A 12,010-nucleotide genomic window follows, 5' to 3' on the forward strand; every position below is an offset into this window, starting at 1 on the left:
GGTGAGATCAGTCCGTAGCTCCAGAGTGGCACCCCTGCGGCCGCGGCACATCTGAGCGCCGATCATCACGATCGGGTCTCGGGATGCCGGGAGGGGCTTGATTAACCCGCGTGTAATCGATTCCAATCCTCTGCGTACGTCGATGTAATCGATTCCACGAGGAGGTGGAGCGGCGATGGCGAGCATCAAGGACGTCGCTGCCGAGGCGGGGGTCTCCGTCGCCACGGTGTCGCGCGTCCTGAACGACCATCCGTCGGTCAGCGACGACGCACGCACCCGTGTGCTGGCCGCTGTCGAGGCGCTGGGCTACCGCCCGAACGCCGTCGCCCGTTCGCTGCGCACCGACCAGACCCGCACCCTCGGCCTGGTCATCAGCGACGTGATGAACCCGTACTTCACCGAGCTGGCCCGCTCCGTCGAGGAGGAGGCCCGCGCGCTGGGGTACAGCGTCATCATCGGCAACGCCGACGAGCGGCCCGACCTCCAGGACCACCACGTACGGACCCTGCTGGACCGCCGTATCGACGGCCTCCTCGTCTCCCCCACCGACGGCGGCTCCCCGCTGATGCTGGACGCCGCGCGCGGGGGGACACCGATGGTCTTCGTGGACCGGTGGATCCCCGGCGTCGAGGTGCCCGTCGTACGGTCCGACGGGCGGGGCGCCGTGCGTGATCTCGTCGCGCATCTGCACGCGCTCGGGCACCGGCGGCTCGCCATCATCGCGGGGCCCGCCGCCACCACCACGGGTCGCGAGCGTGTGGAGGCCTTCCGGGAGGCGCTCCTGGCCCACGGTCTCGAACTCCCCGACGCCTACACAGGGCAGGGCGACTTCCAGGCCGAGAGCGGGCGCCGGGTCACCGAGGGCTTCCTCGATCTGCCCGAGCCGCCCGAGGTCGTGTTCGCGGCCGACAACCTGATGGCGCTCGGCGCCCTGGACGCCGTACGCGCGCGTGGGCTGCGGATTCCGCGAGACATCGCTCTCGCCGCGTTCGACGACATCCCGTGGTTCGTGCACACCGACCCGCCGATCACCGCGGTCGCCCAGCCCACGGGCGAGCTGGGCCGCGCCGCCGTGCGCGCGCTCGTCGACCGCATCGAGGGACGGCCCCCGCAGTCCGTCACCCTCCCCGCCCGTCTCGTCGTACGCCGCTCGTGCGGCGAGCAGCCGGCTTCCCCCGAGTCGGCACCCGCACAGAACAGGAGCCAGTCGTGAGCAACCAGGACGAGTTGCTGCGCATCGAGGGCATCAGGAAGACCTTCCCCGGCGTGGTCGCGCTGGACGGGGTCGACTTCGATCTGCGCCGCGGCGAGGTGCATGTCCTCCTCGGTGAGAACGGCGCGGGCAAGAGCACCCTCATCAAGATGCTCTCCGGCGCCTACACCCCGGACGGCGGGCGCATCCTGGCCGGTGGCAAGGAGGTGCGCATCCATGGCGCGCAGGACTCCGAGCGCCTCGGGATCGCCACCATCTACCAGGAGTTCAACCTCGTGCCCGACCTCACGGTCGCCGAGAACATCTTCCTGGGCCGCCAGCCGCGCCGCTTCGGCATGATCGACCGCAAGAGGATGGAGGCCGACGCCGAGGTCCTCCTCGCGCGCGTGGGCGTCCATGTCTCGCCCCGCGCACGCGTGCGTGAACTCGGCATCGCCCGCCTCCAGATGGTCGAGATCGCCAAGGCGCTGAGTCTGGACACGCGCGTGCTGATCATGGACGAGCCGACCGCCGTGCTCACCTCCGAGGAGGTCGAGAAGCTCTTCGCCATCGTGCGCAAGCTGCGCGAGGACGGCGTGGGCATCGTGTTCATCACCCACCACCTCGAGGAGATCGCCGCCCTCGGCGACCGTGTCACCGTCATCCGCGACGGCAGGTCCGTCGGGCAGGTCCCCGCCACCACCCCCGAGGACGAACTCGTACGCCTCATGGTGGGCCGCTCGATCGAGCAGCAGTACCCGCGCGAACAGCCGGAGAAGGGCGCCGCGCTGCTCACCGTCGAGGGGCTCACCCGCGACGGGGCCTTCCGCGACGTCACCTTCGAGGTGCACGCCGGTGAGGTCGTCGGCATCGCCGGGCTCGTCGGAGCCGGCCGTACCGAGGTCGTGCGGGCCGTGTTCGGCGCGGACCCGTACGACAAGGGCACCGTGAAGGTCTCCGGAGCGCCCCTGAAGCGGCACGACGTCAACTCCGCCATGGCCGCCGGCATCGGGCTGATCCCCGAGGACCGCAAGGGCCAGGGGCTCGTCCTGGACGCGTCCGTGGAGGAGAACCTCGGGCTGGTGACGCTGCGTGCGGCCACGCGCGCGGGGCTCGTCGATCTCAAGGGCCAGCGGGAGGCCGCCGCCCGGATCGCCGAGCAGCTGGGCGTCCGGATGGCCGGGCTCCAGCAGCAGGTGCGCACACTCTCCGGCGGCAACCAGCAGAAGATCGTCATCGGCAAGTGGCTGCTCGCCGACACCAAGGTGCTGATCCTCGACGAGCCGACGCGCGGGATCGACGTCGGCGCCAAGGTCGAGATCTACCAGCTCATCAACGAACTGACGGCCGCGGGTGCCGCCGTCCTCATGATCTCCAGCGATCTGCCCGAGGTGCTCGGCATGAGCGACCGGGTCCTGGTCATGGCCCAGGGCCGGATCGCCGGCGAACTCTCCGCCGCCGAGGCCTCGCAGGACGCCGTGATGGCCCTAGCCGTCAGCAACCCCACGAACGAGAAGACCGAAACGGAGGCCACCCGTGGCCACTGACACGCTCAAGAGCACGACGGGCGCGAGTGGCGCCTCGGGGCTTCGCCGCCTGCTCCTCGACAACGGCGCGCTCACCGCGCTGATCGTCCTCGTCATCGCCATGTCGGCACTGTCCGGCGACTTCCTGACGACGGACAACCTGCTCAACGTCGGCGTCCAGGCGGCCGTGACCGCCATCCTCGCCTTCGGTGTGACCTTCGTGATCGTCTCGGCGGGCATCGACCTGTCGGTCGGCTCGGTCGCCGCCCTCTCCGCCACCGTCCTCGCCTGGAGCGCGACCTCGGAGGGCGTGCCGGTGTTCCTGGCGGTGCTGCTCGCCGTCGCGACCGGCATAGCGTGCGGCCTGGTCAACGGCTTCCTCATCTCGTACGGGAAGCTGCCGCCGTTCATCGCGACGCTCGCCATGCTGTCGGTGGCCCGCGGTCTGTCCCTGGTGATCTCGCAGGGCTCCCCCATCGCCTTCCCCGGCTCGGTCTCGCACCTCGGTGACACGCTCGGCAGCTGGCTGCCGGTGCCGGTGCTCGTCATGGTCGCCATGGGTCTCGTCACCGCGTTCGTGCTGGGCCGGACGTACATCGGCCGCTCGATGTACGCGATCGGCGGCAACGAGGAGGCGGCCCGGCTCTCCGGTCTGCGGGTGCAGCGGCAGAAGCTCGCGATCTACGCCTTCTCCGGACTGTTCGCCGCCGCCGCGGGCATCGTGCTCGCCTCCCGGCTCTCCTCCGCGCAGCCGCAGGCCGCGCAGGGCTACGAGCTCGACGCGATCGCCGCGGTCGTCATCGGCGGTGCCTCGCTGGCCGGTGGCACGGGCAAGGCGTCCGGCACGCTGATCGGCGCGTTGATCCTGGCGGTGCTGCGCAACGGGCTCAACCTGCTGTCCGTGTCGGCGTTCTGGCAGCAGGTCGTCATCGGTGTGGTGATCGCGCTCGCCGTGCTCCTCGACACCGTGCGCCGCAAGGCGGGGGCGACCCCGGTGACGGCGAGCGGGACCGGCAACAAGGGCAGGCAGGCGGCGACGTACCTGCTCGCCGCCGTGGTCGCGGCGGCGATCGTCGGCGCCACCTCCTTCCTGCACAGCGGTTCCTCGGACACGGGGAGGTCGCAGCGGATCGGGCTCTCCCTCTCGACGCTCAACAACCCGTTCTTCGTGTCGATCCGCTCCGGCGCGCAGGCCGAGGCGAAGAAGCTGGGTGTGGACCTGACCGTCACGGACGCGCAGAACGACGCCTCGCAGCAGGCCAACCAGCTGGAGAACTTCACCAGTTCGGGGCTCGGCACGATCATCGTCAACCCGGTGGACTCCGACGCGGTGACCCCGGCGGCGAAGGCCGTGAACAAGGCGGACATCCCGCTGGTCGCCGTCGACCGCGCGGTCAACAACGCGACCACCGCCGCGCTCGTCGCCTCCGACAACACCACCGGCGGCAAGCTCGCCGCCAAGTCGCTCGCGGAGAAGCTGGGCGGCAAGGGGAAGATCGTGATCCTCCAGGGCCAGGCCGGCACCTCCGCCAGCCGGGAGCGCGGCGCCGGTTTCGCCGAGGGGCTGAAGGCCTACCCGGGTATCGAGGTCGTCGCCAAGCAGCCGGCCGACTGGGACCGCACCAAGGGCCTGGACGTCATGACCAACCTGCTGCAGGCCAACCCGGACGTCTCCGGTGTCTTCGCGGAGAACGACGAGATGGCGCTCGGTGCGATCAAGGCGCTCGGTTCCAAGGCCGGAAAGTCCGTCCAGGTCATCGGCTTCGACGGAACCGACAACGGTCTCAAGGCCGTCAAGGCAGGCACGCTGTACGCATCCGTGGCGCAGCAGCCGTCCGAACTCGGCAGGATCGCCGTGCGGAACGCGGTGAAGGCCGCCGAGGGTGAGAAGGTCGCGAAGTCGGTGATGGTGCCGGTGAAGGTGGTCACGGAGGAGAACGTGGCCGGGTTCACGGGCTGAGACCACAGGGCGGGCGGTTCCCCCAGGGGGACCTCCCGCCCGAAATCACTTACCAGGGGAGCAACTTCATGTACGACTACGACCTCCTGGTCGTAGGGTCGGCCAACGCCGACCTGGTGATCGGGGTCGAGCGCCGGCCGGGCGCCGGTGAGACCGTGCTCGGCTCCGACCTGGCCGTCCACCCGGGCGGCAAGGGCGCGAACCAGGCGGTCGCGGCCGCCCGCCTCGGTGCCCGTACGGCCCTGCTGGCCCGGGTCGGCGACGACGCGTACGGCCGGCTGCTGCTGGACTCGCAGCGCTCGTCCGGGGTCGACACGGTGGGCGTGCTCGTCGGCGGTGCGCCGACGGGGGTCGCGCTGATCACGGTGGACCCGTCGGGCGACAACAGCATCGTGGTCTCACCGGGCGCCAACGGGCGGCTGACGCCCCTGGACGTACGGGCCGCGGTCAGCCTCTTCCACGCCTCGCGGGTGGTCTCCGTGCAGCTGGAGATCCCGCTGGAGACGGTCGTGGAGGTCGTACGGAATCTGGCGCCGGACAGCCGTTTCGTGCTGAACCCGTCGCCGCCGCAGCCGCTGCCGACGGAGGTGCTGGCCGCCTGCGATCCGCTGATCGTCAACGAGCACGAGGCGAAGGTCATCCTCGGTGACTCCCGGATCGGGGACGAGCCGGAGGACTGGGCGCGGATCCTGCTGGCGAAGGGGCCGCGGTCGGTGGTGGTGACGCTGGGGTCGCGGGGTGCGCTGGTGGCCTCCAGGGAGGGCGTGGCCCGGGTGGCACCGGTCAAGGTGGACGCGGTGGACACGACCGGCGCGGGCGACGCGTTCACGGCGGCGCTGGCCTACCGGCTCGGTGCCGGTGCCTCCCTGGCCGAGGCCGCGGCGTACGCGGCGCGGGTGGGCGCGGCCGCCGTCACGAAGGAGGGCGCCCAGGCGTCCTTCCCCACCGCCGCGGAGGTCGACGCGCTGTGAAGAAGGCGGGAATCCTCAACCGTCATCTCTCCGGCGCGCTCGCCGAGCTCGGGCACGGTGACGGGGTGCTGGTCTGTGACGCCGGCATGCCGATACCGGACGGCCCCCGGGTCGTCGACCTCGCCTTCCGGGCCGGGGTGCCGTCCTTCGCCGAGGTGGTGGACGGGCTGCTGGCCGAGCTGGTCGTGGAGGGGGCCACGGCGGCGACGGAGGTACGGGACGCCAATCCGGCGGCGGCGGAGCTGCTGGACGGGTACTTCGGCGAGGACGGCGACCTGGAGTTCGTCTCGCACGAGCGGCTCAAGGAGCTGTCGGCGGGGGCGCGGCTGGTCGTGAGAACCGGCGAAGCACGGCCGTACGCGAACGTGCTGCTGCGCTGCGGGGTGTTCTTCTAGCCGGACAAACTTCGAGGGGGCCTGGTCCGTCGACCAGGCCCCCTCGGGTTTTCCCCTCCGTATCAGAACCCCCGCGATCCCCCCAGATCCCCACCCCAGAAGTCCTGATGCCAAGTACGACCCGCGAGGTGCGGGGAGGGTTGCACGGTTTCTCAAGAAATTTTTACCGGGCCTCCCTTCGCAGGTCAGGCCGTGTGTTCCACGAACCTCGCCGCCGTCTCCGCCAGCACCTCGCGCCCGTCCCTGGCCCACAGCTCGTCGTTGAAGAGCTCCACCTCGATGGCGCCGGTGTAGCCGGCCGCCTCGACGTAGCCCTGCCACTCGCGCATGTCGATCGCGCCGTCGCCGATCTGGCCGCGGCCGTTGAGGACACCCTCCGGCAGCGGGGTGGTCCAGTCGGCGAGCTGGAAGGTGTGGATACGGCCGGAGGCGCCCGCGCGGGCGATCTGCGCGGGAGCGTTGTCGTCCCACCAGATGTGGTACGTGTCGACCGTGACGCCGACCTGGTGGGCGGGGAAGCGTTCCGCGAGGTCCAGCGCCTGGGTGAGCGTGGAGACCACGCAGCGGTCGGAGGCGTACATCGGGTGGAGCGGCTCGATGGCCAGCTTCACGCCGCGCTCCTGCGCGTACGGGCCGAGAACCGACAGCGCGTCCGCGATGCGCTCACGGGCGCCGTGCAGGTCCTTCGAACCGGCGGGCAGGCCGCCCGAGACCAGCACCAGCGTGTCCGTGCCGAGCGTCGCCGCCTCGTCGACGGCACGGCGGTTGTCGTCCAGGGCCGCGGCGCGCTCCCCCGCGTCGATGGCCGTGAAGAAGCCACCGCGGCACAGCGTGGTGACGGTCAGGCCCGCGTCGCGGACCAGCTTGGCCGTCGCCTCCAGGCCGTACGTCTGGACGGGCTCCCGCCACAGACCGACGTTGACGATGCCCGACCGGCCGCAGGCGTCGGCCAGTTCCGGCAGCGACAGCTGCTTGACCGTCATCTGGTTGATGGAGAAGCGGGAGAGGTCGCCGGTCACTGGTTCACTCCGTACAGGGACAGCAGGTTCTTCATCCGCTCCTCCGCCAGCTTCGGGTCCGGGAACAGGCCCAGTCCGTCGGCGAGTTCGTAGGCGCGGGCGAAGTGCGGCAGCGAGCGGGCCGACTGGAGTCCGCCGACCATGGTGAAGTGGCTCTGGTGGCCCGCGAGCCAGGCCAGGAACACCACGCCCGTCTTGTAGAAGCGGGTCGGCGTCTGGAAGAGATGGCGGGACAACTCGACGGTGGGGTCGAGCAGTTCGCGGAAGCCCGCCGTGTCGCCGGTGTCCAGGACGCGCACTGCCTCGGCCGCCAGCGGGCCCAGCGGGTCGAAGATGCCGAGCAGGGCGTGGCTGAAGCCCTTCTCGTCGCCCGCGATCAGCTCGGGGTAGTTGAAGTCGTCGCCGGTGTAGCAGCGGACGCCCTGCGGCAGGCGCCGGCGGATGTCGATCTCGCGCTGGGCGTCAAGCAGCGAGACCTTGATGCCGTCGACCTTGTCCGGGTGGGCCGCGATGACCTCCAGGAAGGTGTCGGTCGCCGCGTCCAGGTCGGACGAGCCCCAGTAGCCCTCCAGCGCCGGGTCGAACATCGGGCCCAGCCAGTGCAGGACGACCGGCTCGGAGGCCTGGCGGAGCAGATGGCCGTAGACCTCGAGGTAGTCCTCGGGCCCCTGGGCCGCGGCGGCGAGGGCGCGGGAGGCCATGAGGATCGACTGCGCGCCGGACTCCTCGACGAGGGCGAGCTGCTCCTCGTAGGCCGCGCGGACCTCGGCCAGCGAACCGGCCGCGATCTGGTCGGTGCCGACGCCGCACGCGATCCGGCCGCCGACCGCCTTGGCCTCGGCGGCACTGCGGCGGATCAGCTCCGCCGCGCCCGCCCAGTCCAGGCCCATCCCGCGCTGGGCGGTGTCCATCGCCTCGGCGACGCCGAGCCCGTGGGACCACAGATGGCGGCGGAAGGCGAGGGTGGCGTCCCAGTCGATCGCGGCGGGCGAGTCGGGGGTGGTGTCGGCGAAGGGGTCGGCGACGACATGGGCCGCCGAGAACACCGTACGAGAGGTGAGGGGGGAACCCGTGGTGAGGGCGAGCGGCTCCTGGCGGGGCTCGTACGCCTTCACGTTCCCACTGGTGTCAGGGAGTTGGATGGTCACAGCGCGATCTCCGGGACATCGAGGCGACGGCCCTCGGCCGAGGACTTCAGACCCAGCTCGGCGAGCTGGACGCCACGGGCGCCGGCGAGGAGGTCCCAGTGGTAGGGGGCGTCGGCGTAGACGTGCCGGAGGAACAGCTCCCACTGGGCCTTGAAGCCGTTGTCGAACTCGGCGTTGTCCGGGACCTCCTGCCACTGGTCGCGGAAGACCTCGGTGGCGGGGATGTCCGGGTTCCAGACCGGCTTCGGGGTGGCCGAGCGGTGCTGGGCGCGGCAGTTGCGCAGACCGGCGACGGCCGAGCCCTCGGTGCCGTCCACCTGGAACTCCACGAGCTCGTCGCGATTGACGCGGACGGTCCAGGAGGAGTTGATCTGGGCGATCGCGCCGCCGTCGAGCTCGAAGATGCCGTAGGCGGCGTCGTCGGCCGTCGCGTCGTACGGCTTGTCGTTCTCGTCCCAGCGCTGCGGGATGTGGGTGGCGGTGAGGGCCTGGACGGTCTTCACCCGACCGAACAGCTCGTGCAGGACGTACTCCCAGTGCGGGAACATGTCGACAACGATGCCACCGCCGTCCTCGGCCCGGTAGTTCCACGAGGGGCGCTGGGCGGCCTGCCAGTCGCCCTCGAAGACCCAGTAGCCGAACTCGCCGCGGATCGAGAGGATCCGGCCGAAGAAGCCGCCGTCGATGAGGCGCTTCAGCTTGAGCAGGCCCGGGAGGAAGAGCTTGTCCTGGACGACGCCGTGCTTGATGCCGGCGGCGTTGGCGAGCCTGGCCAGCTCCAGGGCGCCGTCCAGGCCGGTGGCGGTCGGCTTCTCGGTGTAGATGTGCTTGCCCGCCGCGATCGCCTTCTTCAGCGCCTCCTCGCGGGCCGAGGTCACCTGGGCGTCGAAGTAGATGTCCACGCTGTCGTCGGCGAGGACCTCGTCCACGTCTGTTGCCCAGTGCTCCAGGCCGTGCTGCTCGGCCATCGCCTTCAGCGCGTGCTCGCGGCGGCCGACCAGGATCGGCTCCGGCCACAGCACGGTGCCGTCGCCGAGGTCGAGGCCGCCCTGCTCGCGGAGCGCGAGGATGGAGCGGACCAGGTGCTGGCGGTAGCCCATGCGCCCGGTCACACCGTTCATGGCGATACGCACCGTCTTGCGTGTCACGTCGATCCCTTCGTAGGCGTCGTGCGCAGCATTCCCTGCGCATTCCGTACGCGGTTGTGCGCGCCGCGTACGCCTCCACTGATGAGCGTCACAGCAAGCGCTTTCTATCTGATGAGAAGCTAGCCTCTGAGCAGCGGTTCGGACAAGACCGTGACCGCTTCGAGTTGTTCGAGGGGACGAACGACGGGGTGTCGGGGCCTTAGGGTCTGCTCGGAACCATGACTGACTGTGCGGCGTCTGTGCAGCCGCACAGTCCTGCGTGGCTGACTGTGCGGGGACGGGCGCGGAGCCCGAGTACGACGAGGTACGACGATGCGCGACCGGAGGACGACGAGATGACGGTGACCCTGGCGGACGTGGCGGCGCGCGCGCAGGTCTCGCCCGCGACGGTGTCGCGCGTGCTGAACGGGAACTATCCCGTGGCCGCAACCACCCGTGAGCGGGTGCTGCGGGCCGTGGACGAACTGGACTACGTACTGAACGGGCCGGCGAGTGCGCTGGCCGCGGCGACGTCCGACCTGGTCGGGATTCTCGTCAACGACATCGCGGACCCCTTCTTCGGGATCATGGCGAGCGCGATCCAGTCCGAGATCGGCGGTCCGGGCGGGCGCGCGGGCGGCGAACGGCTGGCGGTGACCTGCAACACCGGGGGCTCTCCCGAGCGTGAGCTGACGTATCTGACCCTGCTGCAGAGACAGCGGGCGGCGGCCGTGGTGCTGACGGGCGGTGCGGTGGAGGACAAGCCGCACGCGGCGGCGGTCGCCGCGAAGTTGCGGCGGCTGGAGGATGCCGGGACGCGGGTGGTGCTGTGCGGGCGGCCGCCGGCGCCGGAGACCGGGGCGATCGCGCTGACCTTCGACAACCGTGGCGGCGGGCGGGAGCTGACGGAGCATCTGCTCGGGCTCGGGCATCGGCGGCTCGGGTACATCGCGGGACCGGAGGAGCGGACGACCACGCGGGACCGGCTGGAGGGGCATCGGGCCGCGCTCGCGGACGCGGGGATCTCCGAGGATCCGCGGTGGACCGTGCACGGGCGGTACGACCGGCGGTCGGGGTACGAGGCGACGCTGGAGTTGTTGCGGCGGGATCCGTCTCTTACGGCGGTGGTGGCGGCGAACGACTCCGTCGCGCTGGGGGCGTGTGCCGCGCTGCGGGACTCCGGGCTGCGGATTCCGGATGATGTGTCCGTCGCCGGGTTCGATGATCTGCCGTTCAGTATTGACGCGGTGCCTGCGTTGACGACGGTGCGGTTGCCGTTGGCGGAGGCGGGGGCTCGGGCGGGGCGGATCGCCATGGGGCGGGAGGAGGGGCCGCCCGGGGGGATCGCTGTGATTCGGGGGGAGTTGATGGTGCGGGGGTCTACGGGGGGGCCGCGGGGCTGAGGTTCTTTGGGGGTGCGGTGTCGGGGGTACGGCGTTGGGGTGCCCTCGGCTGTTTTCGCCCCCGCCGCCCCTACCCGTCCCATCCTCCAGGGGCTCTGCCCCTTCGACCCCGATCCCTGGGGGCTCCGCCCCCAGACCCCCGTCGGCCCTCAAGGGGCCTCGTCCTCAAACGCCGGACGGGCTGAAAGACACGGGTGGGCAGGGAGGTCGGGACGGCGACGGCGAGTCCTAGTGTCGTCCCGTGTACGCGTACGCGTCCCTCCGGCGCACCACGCCCTGCCCCGAATGCCGCTCTCCCGCCGACTGGGTCGGAGTGCAGGCTCTCGTCGGTGACTTCTTGCGGTGGGACGTCGAAGTGACCTGCCGGGCCTGCCGGTTCGCCGTCGCCGACTGCGGGGGTGCGCTGCCTGACGACGTACGGGAACAGTTGCTCGCCGAGACCGGGGCCGCCGTACTGCGGCTGCGGGCGCCCGCGCACCGGGTCACCGTGCTGCGCGTTCTGCGTGCCGCGCTACGGCTCGAACTCGGCGCCGCCAAGGATGTGTTGGAGCGGGTCTGGAGCGGGACGTACACGGGGACGCCGCCCGAGGTGGAGCTGCTCGCGCGCCGGTTGCGGGAGGCCGGGGTCGATGCGATCGCCTCCGTGGGCTCGTAGGGACGGCGAGGGTCACGCGGCCAGGCGGGGCACCGGACGGCGGGTCGCCAGCCATACCCCGGCGCCCTCGGCGAACGGGACCTGGTGCGGGGTGCGGAAGCCCAGCGGGCGCAGTGGGTCCATGTGGCGGGGCGAGAGGGTGACCGCGACCGCGTCGGCGGCCTCCTCGTCGACGGTGCGCAGGCCCGGGGACAGCAGGTCGGACACGACTCTGCGGTCCCAGGCCTCCGAGTCGTCCGGAGTGCAGACGGTGACCACGGTCCAGTGCGGCGCGTCGGGCTCGGCCCGCTTCAGTGCGGTCGGCAGGACCGGCTCCTGCGGCAGCGGGGCGGCGAGTTCGCGGGCGAAGAGGCCGCTGAAGCGGGTGTGAGGGGACTCGGCGCCGGGCGGCAGCCACACCGCGGCCGCGAGAAGGGTGCCGTCCGCACGCTCGGCCACCCAGACTTGGCCCTCCTCGAGCGCGTAGTGGGCCAGCATCAGCCGCATGGCACGCTGCGCCTGGTCCCGGTCCACACCGACGTGTCCGGGCACCCCGAACAGGCGCACCACGGCGGGTACGTCCACCAGTCCCGCCCTGCGTACGGCGGTCCGAGGGGGCATCTGCAGGATCGTCA

General features: G+C 71.2%; 11 protein-coding genes. 7 read left to right on the plus strand and 4 right to left on the minus strand.

Features of this window, described 5'->3' with window-relative positions:
• Positions 1-175 precede the first annotated feature (175 nt).
• From OG381_RS18655 to rbsD, 5 genes are all read left to right on the plus strand, one after another.
• Complete coding sequence (locus OG381_RS18655; RefSeq protein WP_327717216.1) at positions 176-1,213, plus strand: LacI family DNA-binding transcriptional regulator; 1,038 nt, start codon at positions 176-178, stop codon at positions 1,211-1,213.
• Entirely contained in the window at positions 1,210-2,739 is a 1,530-nt protein-coding gene (locus tag OG381_RS18660; RefSeq protein WP_327717217.1) for a sugar ABC transporter ATP-binding protein, read from the plus strand. Before OG381_RS18655 ends, OG381_RS18660 begins: the two co-directional genes overlap by 4 nt.
• The gene (locus tag OG381_RS18665) at positions 2,729-4,678 is read left to right on the plus strand and encodes an ABC transporter permease/substrate-binding protein (RefSeq protein ID WP_327717218.1); all 1,950 of its coding nucleotides are present in this window, start codon (positions 2,729-2,731) and stop codon (positions 4,676-4,678) included. Before OG381_RS18660 ends, OG381_RS18665 begins: the two co-directional genes overlap by 11 nt.
• A 68-nt stretch (positions 4,679-4,746) precedes the next feature.
• The gene (locus OG381_RS18670) at positions 4,747-5,649 is read left to right on the plus strand and encodes a ribokinase (RefSeq protein WP_327717219.1); all 903 of its coding nucleotides are present in this window, start codon (positions 4,747-4,749) and stop codon (positions 5,647-5,649) included.
• The gene (gene rbsD / locus OG381_RS18675) at positions 5,646-6,044 is read left to right on the plus strand and encodes a D-ribose pyranase (protein WP_327717220.1); all 399 of its coding nucleotides are present in this window, start codon (positions 5,646-5,648) and stop codon (positions 6,042-6,044) included. Before OG381_RS18670 ends, rbsD begins: the two co-directional genes overlap by 4 nt.
• A 185-nt stretch (positions 6,045-6,229) precedes the next feature.
• Here rbsD and OG381_RS18680 read toward each other — a convergent pair whose 3' ends face one another.
• Genes OG381_RS18680 through OG381_RS18690 form a run of 3 tightly spaced genes read right to left on the minus strand, consistent with a single transcriptional unit; the run spans position 6,230 to position 9,359 of the window.
• Positions 6,230-7,027 (minus strand): sugar phosphate isomerase/epimerase family protein, encoded by a 798-nt coding sequence (locus OG381_RS18680; RefSeq protein ID WP_327722499.1) that lies wholly within the window; start codon positions 7,025-7,027, stop codon positions 6,230-6,232.
• Positions 7,028-7,059: 32 nt separating this feature from the next.
• Positions 7,060-8,211, minus strand: a complete 1,152-nt coding sequence (locus OG381_RS18685) for a dihydrodipicolinate synthase family protein (protein ID WP_327717221.1) — start codon at positions 8,209-8,211, stop codon at positions 7,060-7,062.
• The gene (locus OG381_RS18690; protein WP_327717222.1) at positions 8,208-9,359 is read right to left on the minus strand and encodes a Gfo/Idh/MocA family protein; all 1,152 of its coding nucleotides are present in this window, start codon (positions 9,357-9,359) and stop codon (positions 8,208-8,210) included. Before OG381_RS18690 ends, OG381_RS18685 begins: the two co-directional genes overlap by 4 nt.
• 335 nt (positions 9,360-9,694) lie before the next feature.
• Between OG381_RS18690 and OG381_RS18695 the strand changes: the two genes are divergently transcribed.
• Both OG381_RS18695 and OG381_RS18700 read left to right on the plus strand, forming a co-directional pair.
• Positions 9,695-10,741: a LacI family DNA-binding transcriptional regulator gene (locus OG381_RS18695; protein ID WP_327717223.1), complete on the plus strand. Its 1,047-nt coding sequence runs from the start codon at positions 9,695-9,697 to the stop codon at positions 10,739-10,741.
• Between the two features lie 241 nt (positions 10,742-10,982).
• Positions 10,983-11,396 (plus strand): hypothetical protein, encoded by a 414-nt coding sequence (locus OG381_RS18700; RefSeq protein ID WP_327717224.1) that lies wholly within the window; start codon positions 10,983-10,985, stop codon positions 11,394-11,396.
• A 12-nt stretch (positions 11,397-11,408) separates the two neighbouring features.
• On the opposite strand, the gene OG381_RS18705 is transcribed toward OG381_RS18700, so the two are convergent.
• The gene (locus tag OG381_RS18705) at positions 11,409-11,996 is read right to left on the minus strand and encodes a hypothetical protein (protein ID WP_327717225.1); all 588 of its coding nucleotides are present in this window, start codon (positions 11,994-11,996) and stop codon (positions 11,409-11,411) included.
• Positions 11,997-12,010 lie beyond the last annotated feature (14 nt).

It is taken from the genome of Streptomyces sp. NBC_00490 (assembly GCF_036013645.1).
Lineage (GTDB): Bacteria > Actinomycetota > Actinomycetes > Streptomycetales > Streptomycetaceae > Streptomyces > Streptomyces canus_F.

Bases quoted from the DNA above. Each gene is read 5' to 3' on its own strand.
- OG381_RS18655 (WP_327717216.1), top strand. From the start codon at position 176: ATGGCGAGCATCAAGGACGTCGCTGCCGAGGCGGGGGTCTCCGTCGCC.
- OG381_RS18680 (WP_327722499.1), bottom strand. From the start codon at position 7,027: ATGACGGTCAAGCAGCTGTCGCTGCCGGAACTGGCCGACGCCTGCGGC.
- OG381_RS18670 (WP_327717219.1), top strand. From the start codon at position 4,747: ATGTACGACTACGACCTCCTGGTCGTAGGGTCGGCCAACGCCGACCTG.
- OG381_RS18705 (WP_327717225.1), bottom strand. From the start codon at position 11,996: ATGCCCCCTCGGACCGCCGTACGCAGGGCGGGACTGGTGGACGTACCC.
- OG381_RS18695 (WP_327717223.1), top strand. From the start codon at position 9,695: ATGACGGTGACCCTGGCGGACGTGGCGGCGCGCGCGCAGGTCTCGCCC.